This is a genomic window from Bradyrhizobium commune (assembly GCF_015624505.1).
GTDB lineage: Bacteria > Pseudomonadota > Alphaproteobacteria > Rhizobiales > Xanthobacteraceae > Bradyrhizobium > Bradyrhizobium commune.
In genome coordinates this window covers 4,776,221-4,799,574 of sequence record NZ_CP061379.1, presented here as the reverse complement: position 1 = coordinate 4,799,574, position 23,354 = coordinate 4,776,221, and the positions used below count along the sequence as shown (strand labels likewise).

Sequence of the window (23,354 nt, the reverse complement as noted above, 5' to 3'; positions counted from 1 at the left end):
CGGCAGGGAGCCGGTGATGTCCGTAGGTCAGGGCCAGGGAGCGGGGTTGCTGAAGGATCGTCTCGTCGTGGTGACGGGAGCGGGCCAAGGGATCGGACGCGCCATCGCATTGGGTGTGGCCGCCGCCGGGGCACGGGTCGTCGTGACCGACTTGCGGCAGGAGCGGGCCGATGCGGCCGCTCGCGAGATAAGGGACGGAGGCAAGGACGCGATCGCCTACGCGCTCGATGTGACTGACCCTACGGCGTGCAGCGATATGGCGAAGCGCGTGGACGAGGAGATCGGCCCCGCCGACGTCATCGTCAACAACGCCGGAATCATCATTCGCGAGCCGATCGACAGCCCGCGCGCCCACGAGAACTGGCGCCAGGTCTTCGACGTCAACGTCAACGGCACCTTCAACGTGGTTCATGCCTTCATTCCTGCGTTGCGCAGGACGCGGGGGTCCATCATCAACGTTGCTTCCGCCGCGGCCTTTGTCGGCATGGGTGGCACTCTTGGATATTCGCCGTCCAAGGGTGCGGTGAGGCTGTTCACGCAGGCGCTCGCCCGCGATCTCGCGCCGGACGGTATTCGGGTCAACGCCGTCGCGCCCGGCATCGTCGAGACCGAGATGAGCGAGACCACCCGCGAAAATCCGGCGAGGCTGTCCGGCCTGATGGCGCGCACCCCGCTGAAGCGTGTGGGTCAGCCCGACGAGATCGCCGGGCCGGTGATATTCCTGGCCTCGGCGATGGCGTCCTATGTCAATGGCGTCATCCTGCCCGTCGACGGCGGGCTTCTCGCGTAGTGGGCAGTTGTAGTCGCACAGTTTTCGAAAGAGGAAGATCATGACCATGCCCGGCGAAGGACTTCAGCCCGACGAGTTCGCGGCAACCGCTGCTCGCGCAGCGGCCGCATGTGCGGGTTTGGAGGTGCGCGAACAGGCGCAAAATCTCGCCGGTGATGGTCTGCTCGGCGTCATCGCGGACGAGGAGGTGGGCGGACTGGCCCTGCCGCTCGGTTTCGCGGTGCCGGTGATCGCGGCCGCGCATGCGAGGTTGCTTGGATTTCCGCTTCTGGAGACCATTCTCGCGGGCCGTCTGCTTCAGTCGTCGCTGCCACGTCTCGCCGCCGCGATCGTCTCCGGCAAGACGCTGGCGACGATCGCCTGGCATGGTGAGGCCATCGCCGAACGCGAGGGCGGATTGCTGCTGCTGAGCGGTTCGCTCGCGCGAGCGCCCGGCGCGGCGATGGCCGATTACATCCTGGTGCGGATGAGTGCGGGCGCTGTGGCATTGATTGCGACGAAGGCCGAAGGTGTTCTCGTCGACGAAGCCGCCGGCCTCGACCTGACGGTGCCAGAACACGCCGTGCGACTTCAGAAAGTCGAAATCCCGATCGGCTCCATCCTGCCGGTGGGAACATGGGATCTGCTCAACTCGGATGCCAACGTGCTCCGTGCGGCGGCCATCCTGGGATCGGCCGAAGCATGTCTGGCGCTCGCGCAGGAGCACGCCTCGACCCGCCGCCAGTTCGGCCACGCTTTGTCCTACAACCAGGCGATCCGCCACGCGTTGGCGCGCCAGAAGCTCGGGCTCGAAAGCATCCGTCATGCCATCACGCGCAGCCTGTCCGATGATGGCGGTGCACGTCAGCGCGATGCGGCGTTTCTCGCCGCGGCGACCTATGGCAGCTCGATCAGCGAAGGCGCGTTGCAGATCCATGGCGGCATGGGTTTTACATGGGATGTGCCGGTGCACCGCCATCTCCGTCGCATCCGCACGCTCCAGGCGCAGGGTGATGCCAGCGCCCTGATCAGCGCATTCGGCCGCCGTTACGTATCGGAAGTTGCTCCGTTTGCGGAAGCAGGAGCGTGAGGGAGATGACCATGACCGAAACCAGGGATCAGACGCTCGCAGGCCGCGTCGCACTCGTCACCGGCGCCGGAAACGGCATCGGTCGCGCAACGGCACTCAAGCTCGCAGCGCGCGGCGCGATCGTCGGCGTCAATGATTTGAAGCCGGAATTCGTAGGCAGCACGGTGGACGCGATCAAGGCATCCGGCGGCAATGCGGTTGCCGTCACGCAGGACGTGGCCAGCCGCGACGGCATGCGCCAAGCGATTCTTGGACTGGCCGAGCAGCAGCGGCGTTTCGACATCCTCGTCAACAACGCAGCATGGGTCCGCTATCAGTCCACCGCCGACATCGCTCCGGAAACGGTCGAGCGCATGCTCAACATCGGCTTCAAGGCGGTGATCTGGGGAATCCAGGCTGCCGCCGAGGTCATGGATGCGGAGCGCGGCGGTGCCATCGTCAACGTCGCCTCCGTTGCCGGCCTGATCTCGGCCAAGAACAGCATCGTCTACAGCGGCATCAAGGCCGGAATCATGGGCGTCACGCGCGCGGCCGCAGCCGAGCTCGGCGCGCGCAACATTCGCGTCAATGCCGTGGCGCCGTCGGCGATTCCGACGGAAGGCACGATGCGCAACCGTAACGCCGAGCTCGACGCGCGCCGGATTGCACGGACGCCGCTGGGCCGGCTCGGCACGGTCGACGACATCGCCAAGGCGATCTGCTTCCTTGCCGGCGACGAGAGCGGCTTCATTTCGGCGCAGGTGCTCACCGTCGATGGCGGGATCACGCTGACCAACATTGCCTGACAGGACCATCGTGATGTCCGGTTTGACGGCGGAACAGCAGGCCCTGAAGGACGCCTATGTCAGGGCGCGCGGCTATTGGCGGCCCTGGACGGAGGGGTTGTTGCGGCTCGATCCGGCGTTCCTCCAGGCGTACGGCAAATATGCCGGCTATGCCGCAGAGAAGGGGCCGCTATCGCGCAAGATGTGCGAGCTGATCTACGTCGCGCTCGATGGATCGGCAACGCATCTGTTTCGCTCCGGGCTCGCATTGCACCTGCGGCTGGCGCTTCAGGAAGGGGCCACGGCGCGGGAGATCACCGACGTGTTCCGCCTCGCGACGGTTCAGGGGCTGGACGGGTGCAACCTTGGCATCGGTATCCTGGCGGAAGAATTGGCGAGCGCGGGCCTTGAGGTCGATCGTGCCGAACTCTCGCATAAACAGCAAGTGCTGCGAGACGCCTACGTTGCGCAATTCGGGGACTGGCCGGACTTCTGCGAGCAATGGTTGCGATACGATCCCGGCTATTTCGCTGTCCTGCTGGATCTCCTCGCGGACCCGCAGGCTGGAGGTGGTCTCGACCGACGGTCGCAATGTCTGATCTCGCTCGCCTTGAACGCCTGCTTCACAGCGCTCGATCCGCACGGACTGCGTGTGCAGATCAAGCGGGCTCTTCGGCTCGGTATTGACCAGCGGGAGATTCGGCAAGTTCTCCAGATGACCGCGCATCTTGGCGTGCACGCCTGCGCCGTCGGCGTACCGGTTCTGATGGAAGCCCTCGATGAACGCGCGTCGCCGGGCGAGACGGGGGAAAGACTGAGCCAGGGAGGACAGCAAGAATGCGAGGATTGACGATCCGCAATCAGAGGGCCTTTGTGTCGGGTGCGCTGTTTTTCGCCATTGCAGCCTTCTTCTTCGTCGGAGCCCTGGAGTACCCCGCGGGCACTACGGCGCGAATGGGGCCGGGCTATTTCCCGCGTCTGCTCGCGATCGTGCTCGCCGCGATCGGTCTCGTCGTGATGCTTGGCGCGTTGAAATCGACCACAGACCGGCAGGTGCTGCGCAAATGGGACCTAAAAGGGCTCGTCTGGGTGGCCGGATCCGTGATCCTGTTCGGAGCCCTGTTGTTTCCCCTCGGCCTGGTCGGCGCGCTGTTCGTCCTGATCATGGTGTCGAGCAAGGCCAGTCCCGAGTTCACCTGGATCGGAGCGCTGACCAACGCGGCGGTTCTCATTGTGCTGTGTCTGGCCGTGTTCGTCTATGGCCTCGGGCTGCAACTGCCCGTCTGGCCGTCCCTTCTCAACTGAACGAGCCGATCGATGGATCTCTTTCACAATTTGGCGATCGGATTTGCGACCGCCGCTCAACCCACCAATCTGCTCTACGCCTTCTTCGGCTGCTTGCTGGGGACGCTGATCGGGGTGCTTCCCGGCCTCGGTCCGCTTGCGACCATCGCGATGCTGCTGCCGATCACCTACGCGCTGCAACCCGATGCCGCGCTGATCATGCTCGCGGGCATCTACTATGGTGCGCAGTATGGCGGCTCGACCACGGCCATCGTGGTCAATCTGCCCGGCGAGTCGTCTTCGGTGGTGACGACGCTCGACGGTTACCAGATGGCGAAGCAGGGCCGCGCCGGCGTCGCGCTTGCCACCGCGGCGATTGGATCGTTTTTCGCCGGCTGCGTGGCGACGCTCGCCATCGCTGCCTTGGCGGGCCCATTGACCGCGACCGCCCTGCTGTTTGGCCCCAAGGAATTCTTCGCGCTCATGGTCCTGGGGCTGATTCTTGCTTCGGTGCTGTCGAGCGGCCCTTTCATTGAAGGCATTGGCATGGTCGTGCTTGGCATGCTGCTGAGTCTCGTCGGCACTGATCTCAGCAGCGGCAGCCAGCGGTTTGCCTTCGGCGTTCCGCAGCTGTTCGACGGCCTCGATTTCGTTCCGCTGGCGATGGGCATCTTCGGCTTTGCCGAGATCGTCAAGAATCTCGAGCAGGACGACAAGCTGTCGCTGGTTACGCAGAAGATCACCAATCTGTTTCCGACCCGCGATGATTTCCGCCGCATGATACCGGCGGTACTGCGCGGCACGGCGCTGGGGACGCTGCTCGGAGTCCTGCCCGGCGGCGGCGCGGTGCTTTCGTCCTTTGCGTCCTATACGCTCGAAAAGAAGCTGTCGCGGCATCCCGAGCAGTTCGGCAAGGGCGCGATCGAGGGCGTCGCCGGTCCGGAATCGGCGAACAATGCCGGCGCCCAGACCTCGTTCATTCCATTGTTGACGCTCGGGGTCCCCTCCAACGTCGTGATGGCGCTGATGGTCGGCGCCATGAACATCCACAACATCCATCCGGGTCCGGAGGTGATGACTAAGAATCCAACCCTGTTCTGGGGCCTGATTGCCTCGATGTGGGTCGGCAATCTGATGCTGCTGATCCTCAATCTTCCGCTGGTCGGACTGTGGGTGAAGCTGCTCACCATCCCTTATCGATACCTGTTCCCGGCGATCATGGTGTTCTGCTCGATCGGAGTCTATTCCATCAACAGCGGAACGTTCGAAGTCTATGAGGCAGCCGCTTTCTGCGTGTTTGGTTATGTCTTGATCAAGCTGCAACTGCCGGCCGCGCCGCTGCTGTTGGGTCTGGTGCTGGGCCCGGCCATCGAGGAAAACTTCCGCCGGGCCATGGTGCTGTCGCGCGGTGACGCCACCGCGCTGCTCACCTCGCCGCTCTCGGCAAGCCTGCTGGCCGCGGCCGCGATCGCGATTCTCCTGATCATGCTGCCGACGATCCGGGCGCGACGCGAGGAGGCGCTCCAGGAATGACAAGGATGAGACGCATCGGGAGGGCTCTGCCGTGATCCGCGAATCTGCCGTCTTCGAGGCCCTGCTGGAGCGGGTTCGCCGGTTTGTCCGTGACGTCGCGATTCCGGTCGAGGCACGCGTCGAGAGAGACGATGAGGTCCCGGCGGATATCGTTGCTACCATGCGTGCGGAGGGCTTCTTCGGCTGGAGCATCCCCGAGATCTATGGCGGCGCAGGGCTCACCACCGAGGAGCTCGTTCTGGCGGCATTCGAACTGTCGCAATGCTCGGTCGCCTTTCGCGCCCGTGTCGGAACCAACACCGGCATCGGATCGGAGGGCATCGTCGCCGACGGGACCGCGCAGCAGAAGCAGACCTATCTGCCGCGCCTTGCCAGCGGCGAATGGACCGGCTGCCTCGCCGTGACCGAACCCGATGCCGGCTCGGAGGCCTCGAACGTGCGGACCGTCGCCCGCCGCGAAGGCGATCATTACGTCCTCGACGGCGAGAAATGCTTCATCACCAACGCACCCCTGGCTGACGTCTTCACTGTCACGGCGCGAACGGATCCGCATTCGAAAGGCGCGGCGGGCGTTTCGGCTTTCATCGTCGAGCGCAGCAGTCCCGGCCTTTCGACCGGCGCGCCCTATCGCAAGATGGGGCAGGCCGGCTCGCCCGTCAGCGCTGTTTACTTCAATCAATGCCGCGTGCCCGCGGCCAACGTGATCGGCGGCCGCGAAGGCGTGGGCTTCAAGACCATCATGAAGGTGCTGAACAAGCAGCGCATCCATCTGGCCGCCCTGTCCACCGGGCCGGCGATCCGGATGCTCGATATGGCGATCCAGCATACGAGCAAACGCGTTCAGTTCGGAGAGCAGGTCGCGAACTACCAGCTCGTTCAGGCGATGATCGCCGACTGCCGGACGGAGATCTTTGCGGCGCAATCGATGATCATCGAAACTGCGCGCAAGCGGGATCGCGGTGAAGACGTCGCGCTCGAGGCATCGATGTGCAAGTACTTTGCGACCGAGATGTGCGGCCGGGTGGCCGATCGCTGCGTGCAGATGTTCGGTGGCGCCGGCTACATCGCCGATCATTCCTCGATCGAGAGCTGGTACCGGGACGTCAGGTTGTTTCGCCTGTACGAGGGGACCAGCCAGATCCACCAGCTTAATATTGCGCGCCTTATACTGCGGGATGCGGCGTGAGCCGTAGCTAGGTTTCAAACATGTTCGGGGAACAGAGATGAGTGGGCCGCTCGATGGGTTGAAGGTCCTGGACATCGCGACGATCGTGGCTGCGCCATTCGCCGCGACGCTGCTGGCGGATTACGGCGCCGATGTCCTCAAGCTCGAAATGCCCGGACAGGGCGACGGCGTGAGGGCCTTTCCCCCGTTCAAGGACGGCAAGCCGTTGTGGTGGAAGACGGTGAACCGCAACAAGAAATTCGCAACGCTCGACCTTCGCAAGCCGGAAGGCGTGGCGCTGTTCAAGCGGATGCTGCCGTATTTCGACGTACTGATCGAGAATTTTCGTCCCGGCACGCTCGACCGTTGGGGACTGTCGAAAGAGGTATTGTGGCAGCTCCAGCCGCGTCTCGTCATCCTGCGTGCGACTGCATTCGGCCAGGACGGGCCCTATCGCGACCGGCCCGGCTTCGCGCGGATTTTCGAGGCCATGGGCGGGCTCACCTACATCACCGGTGACGCCGACGGACAGCCGATGCATCCAGGATATCCGATCGGTGATGCCATCGGTGGCCTGTTCGGTGCGGTCGGCGTGCTTGCGGCGCTGTGGAAGCGGGCAAGAGACCCGGATGCGCCCGGCGAGGAGATCGACCTCGCGCTGACCGAGGCGGTTTTCCGCCTGCTCGACGTCTTGGCCATCGAGTTCGACCAGTTGGGGGATGTGCGCGGTCGCATCGGAAACGCCAACGCCTATTCCGCGCCGGCAGCCGTCTACCGGACCCGGGATGATCGCTGGGTCACGCTTGCCGGATCGACCAATGCGCTCTTCGCCGCGAATTGCCGGGCGATTGGCAGGCCGGACCTGATCGAGGATCCGCGCTTTTCCAACAATGCCCGCCGCGTCGACCATTCGACTGAGTTGAACGCGATCTTTTCGCAATGGTGCAGTGATCATACGCTTGCGGACGTGCTTGCCGCCTTTGCGGCTGAGGAGGGCACCTTGGCGCCGATCTACGCGATCGATCAGATCGCTGCCGATCCGCAATCCCGAGCGCGTGGGATGATCACCCGCGTTCCCGACCGCGATTTTGGCTCGGTTGCCATGGCGAACGTTGTGCCTCGCTTTACCGTCGATCGCACGCAGTTACGTGAATCCGCCGGCGACATAGGTCGGGACAATCGCGACATCTATCAGAGCTGGCTGGGCCTTTCGGATGACGAAATCAAAGCGCTGGCCGGCCGGAAGGTCATCTAGTCTAGTGAGGCGAAGCCGCATACCTAAGCCACGGCTGACTCTTGATCAGCGGGTCCCAGGTTCGGGCCCGGTGCGCTCCCAAATTGGTGCCCTTCCTCTAGGTCAATTTGATTGACGGGTAGGGGGCGCTTCGAAGGACCTACGTGGAAGGCTTCAGCACGAGCTGGTCGCTGGCCTTCGTAATCGTGCCCCAGTCATACAACATCGGAACCATCTGGACGGAGGCCCATGATGCATGCTGGTCAGCAAAATGCGGGCTCGCGGGGTGCCCGGACGCGCCATGAAACACGACCCAGGCGCTGTTGTCCCAGTTACCCACATCAAAGACATAGCGTGCGACCGCGCCATAGGCTGCGGTGAGGCCTGACGAAGCCCAATAGCATCCATTGGCCATCACGGTATCGTTGTCGCCGCCAGCCGGAAGCCCTGGCGGTTCGAGCTGCGATGCCGCCCGCGGGAAGGCCGCCGACAACGGATGCGACATGCGGACGTGATGCAGCTCCGACCATGTCTTGTCCTTGTCGGCCTCCGCGGCGCGCTCGAGCGCCGCCGTCAGAGCGCGATCCCAATCCCAACCGCCGAGCAACGCGGTATCGTCGTTGCGCAGCAATGACGGGAGTGCCCACCAGATCTGATTGAGCGGCGCCACGCCGGGGGCAATTTGGGCGACGGGATCTCGCGACACCGCGCTCAAACCGGATCGATCGAGCACGATACGCGCAAGCTCGCGTCGTGTCCGCGCATAGGCTGCTGCCGCCTTTGAATTGGCAGCCATGCGTGCGTCCCAATTGACGATGAGGTCGCGCAACGCGGCGGCAGGTCCTTCGATCGCGGGGAGCCGGTTCAGGCGGGCAATGAATTCGCGCGCTGTGAAGCTGTGCGTGTCGGCGTGGATGCTGCCCATGTCGTTAGCGGTCGCGGCTGGAAGTTCGGTCAGCCGCTCAGCGATCCGTTTGGCTCGGTACGGAGGATGACAGTCGGTGCACAGATAATCCGGATTCTCGTCGGTGACGACACGGTTGTTCGCGGTGACCAGAAAGCCTTCCGGCGGGTCAAAGGCGCGCGGCATATCTTCCCAGGGGATGACACCTTGCCATTCATACTCTCCCGTCCAGCCCGGCACCGGCAGCCAGCCATTCAGTCGCGGGCGCCGCGGCACGATGGCGCGCACGAGATTTCCGATCCGCCCGCTGGTATCGGCCGCGACCAGATTGTGATCAATCAGGCCCCAGCCGCGCGTCGCCTCATAGAGCGCGTCGACGCTTCCGGCGCGCAGCATCGGCAGCAGGCAATCGAACGACCGATCAAGTTCCGCGAACTGCACCGACCGCAGCGTCAATGCCGCTCCCTGATGCGGATCGCCAGCGATCACCGGCCCATGGTGGGTCGCGATCACCTCGACATCGACGGCAGGCCCACCGCGAACTCCGATGCGTTCATGACGGACATCGCTGTTGCGCCATTCGTTCCGGAACAGGTAGCAGGATGCGTCGCCGGGCTTGAACTTCTCGACATAGACGTCGTGGATATCGACAAAGGCGTGAGTCACGCAAAATGCGACATGGCCGTTATGGGCAAAGTGCGGGAATGCCGGCACGCCGGGTACCGAAAGCCCGATGGCATCGAAGGCGTCGCAGGCGAGGTGGAACTGCGAATACAGGCTCGGCATCTCGAAGACGCGATGTGGATCGCCGGCCAGCAACGGCCGGCCGGTCGCGGTCCGCGACGGCGCGATCGCCCAATTGTTGCTGCCGCCATCGGTGGCCTCCGGCCCCGCGAGCGCTGCCAGTGCTTCGATCGCTGGCGCCAGATCCTGCAGCGCGGCGGTCCAGCGCCTGCCTTCCGCGCCCGGCGGCGTGGCGAGAACATCCTGGCCGCCATCATCGTAACGCAGCTTGGCGATGTGATCCGGTCCGATTCTGCGCATGGCCGCCGCGCGCCACAGCTTGAACCAGACCGAGCCCATCAGATAGCCGCGCTGCCGCATCACGAGGATACAGTGCCACGGCTCCCAGCGTTCGACATCGCCTCCGACCAGGTCGTACTCGAACGGCAACGGCGTGCCCTGCGCCAGGAAGGCGTTGACGCCGTTCGCATAGGCTTCGAGCATTGCGCGCGCCTCGCCCGACAAACCGGCGAAGTCGCGTTGCGACGCGCCCGCGACATCGAGCCGCCGCGCCAGCGTATCCGCCGCGACACCTGCGCCGCCCTCCCATTCCGCCCAACGGCCCAGCATGCGCCGGCGTGCGGCGTCCATCTGCCAGAGCCGGTCCTGGGCATGGACATAGCCTTGCGCAAAGAAGGCATCTGCTGTCCCGCGTGTGCGGACGTGCGGGATGCCCCAGGCATCGCGATGGACGTCCGCCTTGTCCTCGAGACCATGCAGCACGACGGTGCCTTTGATCTGAGGCAGGCATGAAGGTCCGTCATTGGTAGCGTTTGCCACGCTCTTCTCCCCGTCTTGTCAGGCTTGCAGGTAGAGGCTTCGTCCGATCGTTCTTCAAGTGGGCGGCCGTCGATCGGCCCAGGGGCGACTCCGTTCGAGGATCGCACCGAGGCGCAGAACATCATTGTCTTTCCACCATCGGCCGACGATTTGCAGGCCGGTCGGCAATCCATCCGCGCCAAAACCATTCGGCACCGACAGCGCCGGATTGCCGCTCTGGTTGAACGGATAGACGAAAGCGTTCCAACCGCGATTGAACAACGCATCGACGGTCTTGCCGGTCTCGGCTGCAATCGCGGTCGTCGGCAAGGTGGGCGTGACAAGGAAGTCATAATCTTCCAGGAGCTTCTGCACGGCACGATAGAGCCGCGAACGAGCGATCTGGGCCTTGCGAAAATCGACCAGGGTCGCCCGGCTGCCCGCTGCGATCCATTCCACCAGGACCGGGTCCATCTGGTCGCGCCATTTTTCCAGATGGTGGCCGAAATAGACGTTCAGGTTGGCGAGGTACATCAGCCGGGCAGGGCCCGCAATCCAGTCCATCCCAGCGCCGGCTTCTTCGACCTCTGCGCCAAGCGCTGCGAGGGCTGTGAGCGAGGCCTTGGCGTTTGCCGCAACGTCTGCGCTGCAATCGCCCATCGCGGAGAGATATCCGATCCGTAGTCCCGACAAATCCTCCGAGATCAGGCTGGGCGTCAGCGCCCCGTTGTCGGGCGCACCGAGCGACCAGGGATCGAGCGTGGACGGACCCACCAGGCTGTTCATCATCAAGGCCGCATCGGCAACGGTGCGCGTCAACGGACCGGCTGCGGCATAGTTGAAGAACGAATCCGAGGTCTGCTCATAGGGCACCGCGCCGGTGGTCGGCTTCAGTCCAACGACGCCGCAGGCCCCCGCGGGAATGCGGATCGATCCCGCGCCATCCGTGCCGAGACCCAGCGGCCCAAGTCCGGCCGCGACCGCGACGGCCGCGCCACCGCTCGATCCGCCTGCGGTGTGCGCGGTATTCCAGGGGTTGCGCGTCGTTCCGAAGCTCGGTCCGTCAGTGTGGCCCTTGTGGCCGAATTCAGGTGTGGTCGATTTCCCCACCATGATCGCGCCCGCGTTCTTCAGGCGAGTCACAAGGATGTCGTCCTGCGCGGGAACATTGTCGGCAAGGATCGCCGATCCATGCGCCGTGCGCACGCCCTTGGTCGCAAAGAGATCCTTGATGTTGATGGGAATGCCGTGCAGCGGCCCGAGCCGTTCGCCGGCCATGACGGCCTGCTCAGCAACCCGAGCCTGCGCCCGCGCCGCATCAGCGGTCACCGTCGCGTAGGCATTGAGCGTCGGTTGCGTCCGCTCGACCGCCCCAAGCACGGCGTCGACATACTCCACCGGAGACAAAGCGCGTTTGCGGATCAGGCTTGCGGCCGCCGTGGCGGGCATGAAGAGAAGATCGCGATCAGTCATCTCAAAACTCCATCAATCGGCAAAGCGGCGGCGGCAGCCGTCAGGCGGGGACTTCGTGGAGGTGGCAGGCGGCGAGATGGCTTGGCGCGATCTCGCGCAGCTTCGGCTTCTCGGCTCGACAGCGTCCGAATGCGAACGGACACCGCGGATGAAACGTGCAGCCCGGCACCGTGTCGATCTGGCTCGGCAATTCGCCGGTCACGACCGCGGCGCGGGCGTTGTTCGGCTTGACACGCGGGATCGCCGCAAGCAGCGCCTGCGTGTAGGGATGCCGGGGAGAGGTGTATAGGTCGTGCTTGCGCGCAATCTCGACGATGCTGCCAGCATACATCACCGCCACCCGCGCCGAAATGCTGCGGACCACCGCGAGATCATGGGCGATGAAGAGATAACTGAGGCCAAGCCGCTCCTGGAGGTCGAGCAGCAGATTGACGATCTGCGCCTGCATCGAGACGTCGAGCGACGACACCGGCTCGTCGCAGACGATGAAGTCCGGCCTCAGCGCCAACGCGCGCGCGATGCCGATGCGTTGGCGCTGGCCGCCGGAAAACTCGTGGGGGAAGCGGTCGCCGCACGAACGCGGCAGACCGACCATCTCCAGTAGTTCACAAACACGATCATGGCGCGCGGCGCGCGACAGACCGCCCGCAACATCGAGCGGCTCTGCGATTGCATCCTTCGCGCGCATGCGGGGATTGAGCGAGTTCTGCGGGTCTTGAAACACGAATTGCAGCCGTCGACGCACTGCCCTGAGTGCAGCCTTGCCGCTCGCCGGAGAAACCTCCTGGTCGAACAGCTTGATTGAACCGCTGGTCGCGGCTTCGAGCCCGACCAGGATGCGTCCGGTGGTGGATTTCCCCGAGCCCGACTCCCCGACGAGGCCCAGCGTCTCTCCTTGCCCGACATCGAAACTGACACCGTCGACGGCACGCAACGACACCCCTCGCGCGGCAAAGGTCTTCACCAATTCGCGCACGGCGACGATGGGAGCTGCACTCATGCGGTTCTTCCCCCGGCGATGCGCGGCGGACAGCGCGCGAAATGCCCTGCACCGGCGTCCATCAGCGTCGGCGGCTCTGTCAGGCAGGCCTTGATCGCCTCGCGGCAGCGCGGATTGAACCGGCACCCTGCAATCGACGTCGCCGGATCGGGGATGTTCCCGGGAATGGTGGCGAGCCGGCGTACGTCCGAGTCGGGATCTGGCACGGCGCGGATGAGGCCTTCAGTGTAGGGATGCACCGGCCGTTCGAACAGGGCGGGGACGGTAGCGGATTCGACGACCCGCCCGGCATACATGACGACGACACGCTGCGCGAACTCCGCGACCACGCCGAGATCATGGGTGATCAGAATCACCGACATGCCGATCTCGCGCTGCAACTCGCGCAGCAATTCCAGGATCTGGGACTGGATGGTGACATCGAGGGCGGTGGTCGGCTCGTCTGCGATCAGAAGCTTGGGACGGCACGCCACTGCGATGGCGATCATGACGCGCTGGCGCATTCCGCCGGAGAGCCGGTGAGGGTAATCGTCGATGCGGCGCGAGGCGTCGGAAATCCGCACCATCTCCAGGAGCTCGATGGCCTCGCGACGGGCAGCTCGTGCCGACAGCCCCTGATGCTGGCGCAACGGCTCCATGATCTGGTCGGCGATGCTCAGGACCGGATTGAGCGAAGACATCGGATCCTGGAAGATCATCGCGATCTCCCCGCCGCGAACCTGGCGCAGCCGGCGTTGCGAAACGGTCAGAAGATCATGTCCGTCGTAGCGGATCGTTCCCGATGGGTAACGTGTGTTAGCACGGCTATGCAGCCTGAGAATCGAAAGGGCGCTGACGCTCTTGCCGCTGCCGGACTCGCCGACGATGCCGAGGCATTCGCCGGCGCGAACGGCAAATTCGACGCCTTCGACGGCATTCACCCAGCCGGCGTCGCCGCGGAATTGGACCGTGAGGTTCTCGACGCTCAGAAGGGTTTGCTGGGCCATTCAAGTTTCGATCTTCAAGCGTGGATCGAGCACGTCGCGTAGCCCGTCGCCGAGCAGGTTCATGCCGAGTGCGGCGAGGCTGACCGCGAGGCCGGGAAACAGCATCACCCACCACGCCTCGACTGAGTAGTCACGCCCTTCGGCGATGATGTTGCCCCAGCTCGGAGCCGGCGGCGGCGGGCCGATGCCGAGGAAGCTGAGCGTCGCCTCCGCGAGAATGGCGTAGGCAAAGATGAAGGTCAGCTGGACGATCAGCGGTCCGAGGCAATTGGGCAGCACGTGCTTGACGATGATGTGCGCGTCGCCGGCACCGCTCACCCGCGCGGCCTGCAGATATTCCATCTCGCGAATGACCAGTACCGACGCACGCACGATCCGAGCGGTCCGAGGCACATAGGCGACCGCGAGCGCCACGACAATGCTGCCGGCCTGCGCGCCGAGGGCCGCACCGATACCGATGGCAAGCAGGATCGCCGGGAACGCCATCAGCGCGTCCATCAATCGCATGACGTACGGATCGAGCGCTCGAAAATATCCTGCTATGACGCCGATCATGGCGCCGAAGACGCCTGAGAGAAGGGCCACTGAAAATCCGATCGACAGCGACAACCGGCCGCCATACAGCACACGCGTGAGGATGTCCCGTCCGTATTGATCGCTGCCGAACGGGAAGCGCGCCGACGGCGGCTTGAATCGATAGCGAATGCTCATGGCCGTCGGATCGGTGCCGGTCAGCATCGGCCCGATGATCGCGCAAAGCGCCAGGACGGTGACAAGCACCAGTCCGATCTTGAACGACCGGTGTGCGGCGAGCTTACGCAGGACGCGAAACCGCCGGCGTTCCGCCAGTATCTGGGTCGACGGAGCGGCGAGTACGACGTCAGTCATAGCGCACCCGTGGATCGACCAGGGTATAGATGATATCCACGGCGACATTGATCAGCACGAAGGCGAAGCCGAACAACAGCATGGTCCCTTGGATCAGCGGATAGTCGCGGGCCATGATCCCCTGCACTACGAGCCGGCCGATGCCCGGCAGCGCAAACACTTGCTCCACGACGACCGAACCTCCGATCAGAAGACTGAGGATGATGCCGCTGACCGTCACCACGGCGACCAGAGCATTGCGGAAGCCGTGCTTGCCGACGGTTCGCCACTCGCTCACGCCCTTGGCGCGCGCCGTCCGGATGAAATCCTGCTCGAGCACATCGAGCATCGCCGAGCGCGTCATGCGCGCCAGGAAGCCGATCTGAAACAGGCTGAGCACCATGGCGGGCTGGATCAGCGAGGCGAACCAGGCGCCGGGGCCCGCGGTCAGCAACGGAGCGTAGCCTGCGGACGGGACCCATCCGAGCTTCACGCTGAACAAGATGACTGACACAATCGCGATCCAGAAACTCGGGGCCGAGACCCCGATCAGTGCGATCGCCATGACACCCGCGTCGATCCAGCTGCTCCGGAAGTAGGCGGCCAGGATGCCGAGAGCGATACCGATCGGCAAGGTGATCGCGAGCGACAGGGCGGCCAGCGACAACGTCACCGGCAGACGCTCTCCAACTGCGGAGAGCACGGTCTGGTTCAGCACCAGCGAGCTGCCGAACTTGCCCTGTGCCAGGTTGAGGAACCAGGACAACAGCTGTCGCCAGATCGACTGGTCGAGGCCCAGTTCACGACGAATTCGTTCAACCGCCGCGGGCGTGGCATCGGCTCCGGCAATCACCACCGCCGGATCTCCCGGCAGCAGATGCATCAGAATGAAAGACAGCACTGCAACCAGCAGCAGGACCGGTATGGATTGCATGAGACGGACGCTAATCGTGCGAAACATGAGATACCCGATACGATGCTTTTCGTTCCTGCCCAGCCCGGCGCTTTGCCTACGACGCTACTTCAGCCAAACGTCCCAGAAATGAACGATATAGTAGGGCATGAAATTCACGACCTTGGCGGCGTTGTAGCTTCGCATCGTGCCCATATCGGCAATCTTGATCATGTAGGCTTGCTCCAGCACACGCTTCTCGATATCGGCCCAGGCCGCGATGCGCTTTTGCGGGTCAAGTGAAGCGTAGAACGCGTCATAGGCAGCGTCGAGAACGTGGTCGTCCTTGACGTGCGGGAAGGTGTAGAACATCACTTTCCATTGTTGCGGACCGAGCAATGGATTCGAGCAATAGCCGGTGGTGGATACATTCCAGACCCCGGTGCCGCGCTGCATGTTGCTCGCGTTGGTGGTCCAGTCGACGATATCGACCGCGACGTTGAAGCCGGCGTCCTTCATCTGCTCGGACAAGACCAGGATGGCGTCGCGGAAGTTCGGGTAGTTGGAATTCGTCTGGAGCACGATCTTCTCGCCGTTGTATCCGGCCTGCTTCAGCAACTCCTTGGCCTTGGCCGGATTGCGCTGGTCGTAATAGGGCTTCATCGCATCGCCCTGATAGTAGGGGCTCGACGCATACACCAGCGAATGGCCCGGTCGCGAGATCTGTCCCATGGCTCCGGTGATGTCGTCGATATTGACCACCGCCTCGATCGCCTGGCGGACCAGCGGATTGGTGGTCGGCGCCGCCTGCGTGTTCACCACGAACACCTGCATGCAATAGGGGAAAATCTGCTGCGTCGTGATATTGGCCTGGCCGTCAAAACGCTTGGCGAGATCGCGGGGGACGTCGCCGATGACGTCGGCGTTGCCGGTCTGCAATGCGGCGACGCGAGCGTTCGCTTCGGGCACGAAATTATAGCGGACCTGGTCGAGATAGGCGGTGCGGCGCCCGGCCAGACCATCCGGCCCGGGCGCGCTCTCGTCAGGGACATAGCCGTCGAAGCGCTTGATGACGAGATGGCTGTCCTTCACCCACTCGCCAAGCATGAACGGACCGGTTCCGATGATGTCGATCTCGCGCGCCGCCTTGTCCTTCTGCTCGGCTGGCAAGATCTCGAACGGATAGACCGGCGATTTCAGCACGTCGACGAACACAGCGTTCGGCTTCTTCAGCCGGATCACGAAGCCGTATGGGTCGGGCGTCTCGAAGCCGTCGACATCGGCGAGCACGGAGGCGTTGGGACTGACCTTGCGATAGCGCTCGAACGACGCAAGCACGTCGGCCGACGTCATCTCCTTGCCATTGTGGAATTTCACCCCCTTGCGGAGAGTGAAGGTGAACACCGTGGCATCGGCACTGGTCTCGATTTTCGAGGCGAGGACAGGCCTGGCGTTATAGTTATTGTCGATCGCAACCAGCGGCTCGAACAAGTGGTGAATGACTTCGAGTTCGACGAGGCTCGAGGCAACATGAGGATCGAGCGTGCCGGGGCCCGAGAGATAGGCATAGACAAGGCTGCCCCCACGGTTGGGTTCGGCGGCATGGAGCGGAGTCGCCAGCGCGCCGAGCAGGGCAGTCAACCGGCCCAACGCGGTGATCATACGAAACATGGCCGAAAAGCTTGTCATTACAACTGCCTTCCTGTTGAGCTCGCGTATCAGTCGTCATTCACCCGCATGGATGCCCGCACCGCGTTCACTGGACCGCTTTCGCAGACTGGCGCCGGTCGACCAGAGCGGCCACCTGCTTGAGGGCTTCGTTGGTCGCCTCGAGGACTCGATCGATATCGTCGGCCTGATGTGCAGCGCACAGAAACATGTTGTGCCAGGGATGCATGTAGGCACCGCGCCGCAGGGCCTCCTGCACGAAACGATAACCGAGCACGAAATCCGGATCGTCCTCGAACATGATCATCGGCATCTGGACCGGCCCGGTCTGCCGCAACCGTATATCATGCGCGCGTGCCTGCGCCTCGAGCCCGTCGCGTAGACGGTGGCCCATGGCTTCCATCGTTGCGATCGCACCGGTCGCGCGCAGTTTCTTGATGGTGGCAATTGCTGCCGCCATCGGTACAGCCGAGCACCAGAAGGAGCCGGTGACATAAACCTGTTGCGCGGCGTCGCGAAAGCGATCGGTGCCGGTCACCGCCGCAAGCGGATGACCGTTGGCGATCGCCTTGCTCCAGGCGCACAGATCGGGCCGCACGCCGTACGGCTCCCAGCTTCCGCCGGTGTGAAGGCGAAAGCCCGCCCTGACGTCGTCGAGAATCAGCGCTGCACCGGCCGCGTTGCAGATCCTCCGCACCGCGTGTGTGAACGCGGGCGTCGGCGCCTCCTGGTGGCGCCTCACGTCATGCTTGAACGCCGTCACCAGCACTGCTGCGAGGTCGCAGCCGGCCTCGTCGGCGGCTAGTTCCAGGCTCGGAACGTCGTTATAATCAAAGTGCAGGATGTGGGCTCGATCCTCCGCGGTGACGCCGGCCAGCGAGGGCGTGCACCACGGCGCGGCACCGTGATAGGAGCCTTTCGCCACCAGCACCTTGCGCCGTTGCGTGCCCGCACGCGCGATGGTCACGCAGGCCGTCGTCGCGTCGGTGCCGTTCTTGGCGAACAGCACCCAGTCGGCGTGCGGAATGGTCTCGACCACGAGCTCGGCGAGTTCGATCTGGCATTCAGCCGGCCCGGTCATCAAGTCGCCACGGCCACGCTGCGCCGTGGCTGCAGCCTCCACATCGGGATCGCCGTAACCGAGCACGATCGGCCCGTAGCCGCACATCAGGTCGACGTATTCGGTGCCCGCCATATCCCGGAGGCGGCAGCCACTCGCGCTGCGAAAAAACTGCGGATAGCCGGGAGGCAGCCGAGCGACATTCATGTGGCCCCACATGCCACCGGGAATGACCTTCAAGGCTCGGGCCCGCAACGCCTCGTCCTGCGAAAGGAGCCTGGATGAGCTGTCATCAGGTGCCATGGCAAGTCCCTCGTGTCGGACGGCGGCGCCGTTGCGACACCAACACAATATATGATATATCATAACTGCGAAGACCTTTCTCGCCTTTTGATCGTGCAAAGACCGCGGGCAGACGTGCAGACCACGCATAGAGATCGGTCGCCTTCGACTGGAAAGCAGGCCCCTCGATGTCCAACGATGCTGTCGGTCTGGTCGGCCGCGACAACCTGACGGCCCGTGTGTTCGGGGAATTGCGGCTCGCCTTGATGGAGGGACGATTCCGTCCGGGTCACCGTTTCAAGATCCGCGAGCTCGCCGAGGCGATGGGCGTCTCCGAAACGCCGATCCGGGAAGCGCTGATGCAATTGGTGCGCGCGCGGGTGCTTGACATGCAGGCAAGCCGCTTGATCGAGGTCGCGCGCCTGAGCGCGGCTCAGTACGAGGAACTACGCGGCATCCGGATTTTGCTCGAAGGACTGGCCGCGGAACGCGCGACCACCCGGATCTCCAAGGCCGATATCGCTAATCTCAAGAAGTATCATCAGGCGCTGGTCGCTGCCGAACGCGGCAGGCGCTGGCGCGAGGCCGTGCAGGTGAACTGGCAATTCCACCATACGCTCTACAAGGCTGCCGACGCACCCGAGCTGCTTGAGATGATCGAGACGATCTGGCTCCGCAACGGTCCTCTGCTCAACATGTTGTATCCGCATGCGACCCCGACCTATCCGGGACGGCATCAGCATCTCAACGTGCTCGACGGTCTTGCCGCAAGAAATCCCGAGGCGGTGAAGCAGTCGATCAAGGCCGATCTGATGGAGGGAGGCGCCAGATTGCTGCAGCTGCTTCAGGATATCGAAGCCGGCGTGACGCCGTCGCGGCCGGATGCCGCAACGATCTGATCGGAATCGCCGGGAGGACGGGACGTGCGAGCGCCCCGTCCTCCGTGGCATCACTTCTTCATCGCCTCGTAGACGGCGAAGCTATAGGCGCCCTCGGGCTTTTTGGTGATGACCGGATCGGAGCCGCCTGACATCAGGGTCGCGACCGTACGGTCGTAGTCCTTGACGTCAAGCTTGCCGTCGGCTTCGCCGAGCAGCTTGGCGATCTCGCCCATCATCCGCTTCTGATCCTTCTCGGTCTTTGCGCCGGTCGAGTCGCCGGCCAGAATGATCTTCACGGCCTCATCCGGGTGAGCCTTGGCGTACTCCCAGCCCTTCATCGACGCCTTGACGAACTTTGCCATCTTGGCGACGAAGGCCGGATCCTTCAAATTCTTCTCCAGCACGTAGAGACCATCCTCGAGCGTAGCGACGCCTTCGTCCTCGTATTTGAAGACGACGAGCTGGCTCGGCTTGAAGCCGCCGTCGATCACCTGCCAGTATTCGTTGTAGGCCATGGTCGAGACGCAGTCGGCCTGCTTTTGCAGGATCGGATCGACGTTGAAGCCCTGCTTGATCACCTTGACGCCGCCGGCCGAGCCGTCGGTCTTGTAGCCGAGCTTCGACATCCAGGACAGGAAGGGGTATTCGTTGCCGCCGTACCAGATGCCGAGCGTCTTGCCCTTGAGGTCGGTGGGCTTCTTGATGCCGGTGTCGGCGCGGCAGGTCAGCTCCAGGCCGCTCTTCTTGAAGGTCTGCGAGATATTGACGAGCGGCACGCCTTTTTCACGCGAGGCGAGTGCCGACGGCATCCAGTCGACCGTGACGTCCGCGCCACCGCCGGCGAGCACCTGTGGCGGTGCCACGTCCGGCCCGCCCGGCTTGATGGTCACGTCGAGACCGGCCTCCTTGTAGAAGCCCTTGTCCTTGGCGACGAAGTAGCCGGCGAACTGGGCCTGGGCGACCCATTTGAGCTGGATGGTGACGGAATCGGCTGCTTGTGCGTTCGAAAGCGTCAGGCCGAGCGAAAGACCTGCCGCCAGTGCCAATGCGTGCTTCATGCAAGACTCCAAATTCAAAGCGGACCTTGCCGATCTAGGTCCGGTAGGACGGATGCCAAAATGTTGTCGCGCGTTCGGCGAGCGTGACAATGCCGTAGAAGGCCATTCCGGCGAGGGCGGCCAGCGCAATCTCCGCCCAGACCATGTCGATGGCCATGCGGCCCGCCTCGACGGAGATGCGAAATCCGATGCCCTGCGTCGGAGTTCCGAAAAACTCTGCAACGATCGCGCCAATCAGGGCAAGTGTGGCGTTGATCTTCAGCGCATTGAAGATGAACGGGAGCGCAGCCGGCAGGTACAGCTTGGTCAGCGCCTGGGAATGGGTGGCGCCGTAAGAGCGCATCAGGTCGCGCTCGATATGGCCGGCGGCGTTAAGCCCGGCGATCGCGTTCACCAGCATCGGAAAGAAGGTGACGAGCACGACGACGGCGGCCTTCGAAGGCCAGTCGAAGCCGAACCACATCACCATGATCGGGGCGACGCCGACAAGCGGCAGCGCCGAGAAGAAATTGCCGAGCGGCAACAGCCCGCGGCCGAGAAAGGCGTAGCGATGGGCCAGCATCGCCACCAGAAGCCCGGCACCGCAGCCGATGACGTAACCGGCCAGCACGCCGCGCACGAAGGTCTGGACGAAATCGGCGCCAAGCGTCGGCAACGAGTGGACGAATTTCGCTCCCGCCGCGCTTGGCGAGGGCAGCAGCACCGGCGGCACGCCGAAGCCGCGCACCGCGACCTCCCAGAGATAGAACACGGTGAGACCGAACAGGAGCGGGACCAGGAGACCGACGACGCGTTGCCGCTTGCCCCGGCCCGGGTGCATTCCGGCGAGAGTGATCACGCCGAGGGCCGCCGATAGCCAGCAGGCGATCACGATCATCCAGAAGCCCGCGCGCGCCGATCCCGCCACGGCCGGATCGCTCAGCAGCAGCAGCGACGCCGTGGCGGCAAGTGCCGCACCGGCGAGACCGGGAATCGTTGCCCGCCAGTCCGACAGCCAGGCAGCCACCATGAACAATGCGCCGGCCGCCCCGACGATTGGCCAGACGGCTGGATAGGCCGACAAGGGCGGTGTTTGTGGTGCAAGTGGAAGCGCGGAAGCAAGCGCCAGCGCGGCGGTTGCGGCGATGAATCCCAGCCTCAGCTTGCGCGGATCCATCAATGTGCTCCCATGCGGCGGCCGATCGTGCGCTCGATCAGTCCGATCAGCGCGATCAAGCCGGATGACAGCACGGCGGCAGCGACCAGTGCGGACCAGAGCTGAATCGTCTGACCGTAATAGGAACCCGAGAGCAGCCGCGCGCCGATGCCGGCCTCCGCGCCCGTTGGCAGTTCCGCGACGATGGCGCCGATCAGCGAGATGGTGACGGCGACCTTGAGGCTCGCGACGAGATAGGGGACCGACGCCGGCCAGCGCAGCTTCCACAGCACCTGGCGCGGCGTCGCCGACCATGTCCGCATCAGTTCGAGCTGGAGCGGGTCGGGCGAGGTGAAGCCCTTGACCATGCCGATCGTGATGGGAAAGAAGCACAGATAGGCCGAGATGATTGCTTTCGGCAGCAGGCCGTGCAAGCCGAGCGCTCCCAGCACCACGATGAAGATCGGGGCCAGCGCCAGCACAGGCACCATCTGCGAGCAGATGATCCAGGGCAGGAGACTCCGCTCCAGCACCCGGCTGTGCACGATCAGGAGCGCCAGCACGATCCCGAACAGCGCGCCGAGCACAAAGCCGAGCAATGTCGCCGACAACGTCACCAGCGAATGATAGACGAGGCTGCGCGGGGCGAATGGCGGATAGCCAAACACGGAATCGAGAAACGCGGAGGCGATCTGGTGCGGTGCCGGCAGCAGCGGCCGCTCGGCGTCCATCGTGCCAGCGAGCACGTCGCTCGTCGTGTACGGCGTCTCCTCGCGTTCGAAGCCGTCACGAACCAGGGACCAGTTCATGGCCACGGCCGCGACATACCAGATCGCGACGAGCGCCAGCACCATTGTCAGGACCGGCGCGTAACCCGCGACCAGAGGATGATCCCGCAGCGAGCGTGAGCTGCGCAAAGGCAGAGCGAGGGCGTTACTCGTCATAGGAGTGCCCCGCGCGCAACCCATTGCGGACGCGCTGCGCCACCTTCAGGAATTCCGGCGTCTCGCGGATCTCTAGCGATCGGTCGGCCGGGAAATCGCAGTCGATGATATCGATGATGCGGCCCGGGCGCGGCGACATCACCACGATCTTGGTCGACAGGAACACTGCTTCGGGAATCGAATGGGTTACGAACAGGGCGGTCTTGCCGGTGGACTTCCAGAGCTGCAGCAGCTGCTCGTTGAGGTGATCGCGTACGATCTCGTCGAGTGCGCCGAACGGCTCGTCCATCAGAAGCAGCGGCGGATCGAAGGACAATGCGCGGGCGATCGAGACCCGCTGCTGCATGCCGCCGGAGAGCTGCCAGGGAAATTTGCGCTCGAAGCCGGTGAGGTTGACCATCGACAGATAGCGCTCGACCCGTTGCTGCTGCTCGATCTCGGAATAGCCCATGATCTCCAGCGGCAGCTTCAGGTTCTTCTCGATGGTTCGCCACGGAAACAGAGCCGGCGCCTGGAACACATAGCCGTAGCTGCGCGCGAGGCGGGCTCCTTCCGCGCTCATACCGTTGACCGTCAGCGTGCCGGAGGAGGGCTGTTGCAAATCGGCGATCACCCGCAGCATCGTGGTCTTGCCGCAACCTGACGGGCCGATGAAGGAGACGAACTCGCCTTCGACGACCTGCAGGTTGACGTTGGAGAGCGCTTCGACGCGGCCGTCCGCCGTGTCGAAGGTGAGTGAGATGTTTTGTGCATCGACCACGGGCCGCTTCGGTGCGGGGGCAGCAACCGGCTCGTCGGATGTGGAAAGACTTGGCTTTGGCAT

20 protein-coding genes and 1 pseudogene are annotated in these 23,354 nt (G+C 64.0%); 9 read left to right on the top strand and 12 right to left on the bottom strand.

Annotated features, from left to right (window positions below):
* Positions 1-16: 16 nt before the first annotated feature.
* From IC761_RS22750 to IC761_RS22715, 8 genes are read left to right on the top strand one after another with little or no spacing between them, the layout of a single operon-like run.
* Entirely contained in the window at positions 17-790 is a 774-nt protein-coding gene (locus IC761_RS22750) for an SDR family NAD(P)-dependent oxidoreductase (RefSeq protein WP_195798868.1), read from the top strand.
* Between the two features lie 40 nt (positions 791-830).
* On the top strand, positions 831-1,859 hold the full coding sequence (locus IC761_RS22745) for an acyl-CoA dehydrogenase family protein (RefSeq protein WP_195798867.1): 1,029 nt from the start codon (positions 831-833) through the stop codon (positions 1,857-1,859).
* Between the two features lie 11 nt (positions 1,860-1,870).
* On the top strand, positions 1,871-2,644 hold the full coding sequence (locus IC761_RS22740; RefSeq protein ID WP_195798866.1) for an SDR family NAD(P)-dependent oxidoreductase: 774 nt from the start codon (positions 1,871-1,873) through the stop codon (positions 2,642-2,644).
* A 13-nt stretch (positions 2,645-2,657) separates the two neighbouring features.
* The gene (locus tag IC761_RS22735) at positions 2,658-3,473 is read left to right on the top strand and encodes a carboxymuconolactone decarboxylase family protein (RefSeq protein WP_195798865.1); all 816 of its coding nucleotides are present in this window, start codon (positions 2,658-2,660) and stop codon (positions 3,471-3,473) included.
* Entirely contained in the window at positions 3,461-3,928 is a 468-nt protein-coding gene (locus IC761_RS22730) for a tripartite tricarboxylate transporter TctB family protein (protein ID WP_195798864.1), read from the top strand. The genes IC761_RS22735 and IC761_RS22730 overlap by 13 nt, the downstream gene beginning before the upstream one ends.
* Positions 3,929-3,940: 12 nt before the next feature.
* Positions 3,941-5,440 (top strand): tripartite tricarboxylate transporter permease, encoded by a 1,500-nt coding sequence (locus tag IC761_RS22725; RefSeq protein ID WP_195798863.1) that lies wholly within the window; start codon positions 3,941-3,943, stop codon positions 5,438-5,440.
* A 31-nt stretch (positions 5,441-5,471) separates the two neighbouring features.
* Complete coding sequence (locus tag IC761_RS22720) at positions 5,472-6,626, top strand: acyl-CoA dehydrogenase family protein (protein ID WP_195798862.1); 1,155 nt, start codon at positions 5,472-5,474, stop codon at positions 6,624-6,626.
* Positions 6,627-6,663: 37 nt separating this feature from the next.
* A complete protein-coding gene (locus IC761_RS22715; protein ID WP_195798861.1) occupies positions 6,664-7,860 on the top strand; it encodes a CaiB/BaiF CoA transferase family protein in 1,197 nt (398 codons plus the stop codon).
* A 139-nt stretch (positions 7,861-7,999) separates the two neighbouring features.
* Here the strand turns inward: IC761_RS22715 and IC761_RS22710 are convergent, their stop codons facing one another.
* From IC761_RS22710 to IC761_RS22675, 8 genes and pseudogenes are all read right to left on the bottom strand, one after another.
* Positions 8,000-10,306, bottom strand: coding sequence for a penicillin acylase family protein (locus tag IC761_RS22710; RefSeq protein ID WP_246791302.1), 2,307 nt, complete (start codon positions 10,304-10,306; stop codon positions 8,000-8,002).
* Positions 10,307-10,360: 54 nt separating this feature from the next.
* The gene (locus tag IC761_RS22705) at positions 10,361-11,758 is read right to left on the bottom strand and encodes an amidase (protein ID WP_195798860.1); all 1,398 of its coding nucleotides are present in this window, start codon (positions 11,756-11,758) and stop codon (positions 10,361-10,363) included.
* Positions 11,759-11,798: 40 nt separating this feature from the next.
* Complete coding sequence (locus IC761_RS22700) at positions 11,799-12,758, bottom strand: ABC transporter ATP-binding protein (protein ID WP_195798859.1); 960 nt, start codon at positions 12,756-12,758, stop codon at positions 11,799-11,801.
* The gene (locus IC761_RS22695) at positions 12,755-13,744 is read right to left on the bottom strand and encodes an ABC transporter ATP-binding protein (RefSeq protein ID WP_195798858.1); all 990 of its coding nucleotides are present in this window, start codon (positions 13,742-13,744) and stop codon (positions 12,755-12,757) included. Before IC761_RS22695 ends, IC761_RS22700 begins: the two co-directional genes overlap by 4 nt.
* A pseudogene (locus tag IC761_RS22690) lies at positions 13,745-14,600 on the bottom strand (ABC transporter permease); the annotation flags it as partial. It abuts the gene before it with no gap.
* Positions 14,601-14,624: 24 nt separating this feature from the next.
* Positions 14,625-15,545, bottom strand: coding sequence for an ABC transporter permease (locus IC761_RS22685; protein ID WP_438265029.1), 921 nt, complete (start codon positions 15,543-15,545; stop codon positions 14,625-14,627).
* 84 nt (positions 15,546-15,629) lie between these two features.
* Positions 15,630-17,165, bottom strand: a complete 1,536-nt coding sequence (locus IC761_RS22680) for an ABC transporter substrate-binding protein (protein WP_438265144.1) — start codon at positions 17,163-17,165, stop codon at positions 15,630-15,632.
* Between the two features lie 94 nt (positions 17,166-17,259).
* The gene (locus IC761_RS22675; RefSeq protein ID WP_195798854.1) at positions 17,260-18,534 is read right to left on the bottom strand and encodes an aminotransferase class III-fold pyridoxal phosphate-dependent enzyme; all 1,275 of its coding nucleotides are present in this window, start codon (positions 18,532-18,534) and stop codon (positions 17,260-17,262) included.
* 167 nt (positions 18,535-18,701) lie between these two features.
* Between IC761_RS22675 and IC761_RS22670 the strand changes: the two genes are divergently transcribed.
* Positions 18,702-19,412 (top strand): GntR family transcriptional regulator, encoded by a 711-nt coding sequence (locus tag IC761_RS22670; protein ID WP_195798853.1) that lies wholly within the window; start codon positions 18,702-18,704, stop codon positions 19,410-19,412.
* 50 nt (positions 19,413-19,462) lie between these two features.
* On the opposite strand, the gene IC761_RS22665 is transcribed toward IC761_RS22670, so the two are convergent.
* From IC761_RS22665 to IC761_RS22650, 4 genes are read right to left on the bottom strand one after another with little or no spacing between them, the layout of a single operon-like run.
* Positions 19,463-20,452, bottom strand: a complete 990-nt coding sequence (locus tag IC761_RS22665; protein WP_195798852.1) for an ABC transporter substrate-binding protein — start codon at positions 20,450-20,452, stop codon at positions 19,463-19,465.
* Positions 20,453-20,486: 34 nt separating this feature from the next.
* Positions 20,487-21,608 carry an ABC transporter permease gene (locus tag IC761_RS22660; protein WP_195798851.1) on the bottom strand — a complete coding sequence of 374 codons (1,122 nt, stop codon included), beginning with the start codon at positions 21,606-21,608 and terminating at the stop codon, positions 20,487-20,489.
* The gene (locus tag IC761_RS22655; RefSeq protein ID WP_195798850.1) at positions 21,608-22,531 is read right to left on the bottom strand and encodes an ABC transporter permease; all 924 of its coding nucleotides are present in this window, start codon (positions 22,529-22,531) and stop codon (positions 21,608-21,610) included. Before IC761_RS22655 ends, IC761_RS22660 begins: the two co-directional genes overlap by 1 nt.
* Complete coding sequence (locus IC761_RS22650; protein ID WP_195804739.1) at positions 22,521-23,354, bottom strand: ABC transporter ATP-binding protein; 834 nt, start codon at positions 23,352-23,354, stop codon at positions 22,521-22,523. The genes IC761_RS22655 and IC761_RS22650 overlap by 11 nt, the downstream gene beginning before the upstream one ends.

What these genes read in the sequence shown, in the direction of transcription:
- IC761_RS22725 (WP_195798863.1), top strand. Translation starts at nt 3,941, where the DNA reads ATGGATCTCTTTCACAATTTGGCGATCGGATTTGCGACCGCCGCTCAA.
- IC761_RS22735 (WP_195798865.1), top strand. Translation starts at nt 2,658, where the DNA reads ATGTCCGGTTTGACGGCGGAACAGCAGGCCCTGAAGGACGCCTATGTC.
- IC761_RS22680 (WP_438265144.1), bottom strand. Translation starts at nt 17,165, where the DNA reads ATGATCACCGCGTTGGGCCGGTTGACTGCCCTGCTCGGCGCGCTGGCG.
- IC761_RS22695 (WP_195798858.1), bottom strand. Translation starts at nt 13,744, where the DNA reads ATGGCCCAGCAAACCCTTCTGAGCGTCGAGAACCTCACGGTCCAATTC.
- IC761_RS22685 (WP_438265029.1), bottom strand. Translation starts at nt 15,545, where the DNA reads ATGCAATCCATACCGGTCCTGCTGCTGGTTGCAGTGCTGTCTTTCATT.
- IC761_RS22715 (WP_195798861.1), top strand. Translation starts at nt 6,664, where the DNA reads ATGAGTGGGCCGCTCGATGGGTTGAAGGTCCTGGACATCGCGACGATC.
- IC761_RS22740 (WP_195798866.1), top strand. Translation starts at nt 1,871, where the DNA reads ATGACCGAAACCAGGGATCAGACGCTCGCAGGCCGCGTCGCACTCGTC.
- IC761_RS22750 (WP_195798868.1), top strand. Translation starts at nt 17, where the DNA reads ATGTCCGTAGGTCAGGGCCAGGGAGCGGGGTTGCTGAAGGATCGTCTC.
- IC761_RS22730 (WP_195798864.1), top strand. Translation starts at nt 3,461, where the DNA reads ATGCGAGGATTGACGATCCGCAATCAGAGGGCCTTTGTGTCGGGTGCG.
- IC761_RS22705 (WP_195798860.1), bottom strand. Translation starts at nt 11,758, where the DNA reads ATGACTGATCGCGATCTTCTCTTCATGCCCGCCACGGCGGCCGCAAGC.
- IC761_RS22660 (WP_195798851.1), bottom strand. Translation starts at nt 21,608, where the DNA reads ATGGATCCGCGCAAGCTGAGGCTGGGATTCATCGCCGCAACCGCCGCG.
- IC761_RS22665 (WP_195798852.1), bottom strand. Translation starts at nt 20,452, where the DNA reads ATGAAGCACGCATTGGCACTGGCGGCAGGTCTTTCGCTCGGCCTGACG.
- IC761_RS22670 (WP_195798853.1), top strand. Translation starts at nt 18,702, where the DNA reads ATGTCCAACGATGCTGTCGGTCTGGTCGGCCGCGACAACCTGACGGCC.
- IC761_RS22700 (WP_195798859.1), bottom strand. Translation starts at nt 12,758, where the DNA reads ATGAGTGCAGCTCCCATCGTCGCCGTGCGCGAATTGGTGAAGACCTTT.
- IC761_RS22745 (WP_195798867.1), top strand. Translation starts at nt 831, where the DNA reads ATGACCATGCCCGGCGAAGGACTTCAGCCCGACGAGTTCGCGGCAACC.
- IC761_RS22650 (WP_195804739.1), bottom strand. Translation starts at nt 23,354, where the DNA reads ATGCCAAAGCCAAGTCTTTCCACATCCGACGAGCCGGTTGCTGCCCCC.
- IC761_RS22655 (WP_195798850.1), bottom strand. Translation starts at nt 22,531, where the DNA reads ATGACGAGTAACGCCCTCGCTCTGCCTTTGCGCAGCTCACGCTCGCTG.
- IC761_RS22675 (WP_195798854.1), bottom strand. Translation starts at nt 18,534, where the DNA reads ATGGCACCTGATGACAGCTCATCCAGGCTCCTTTCGCAGGACGAGGCG.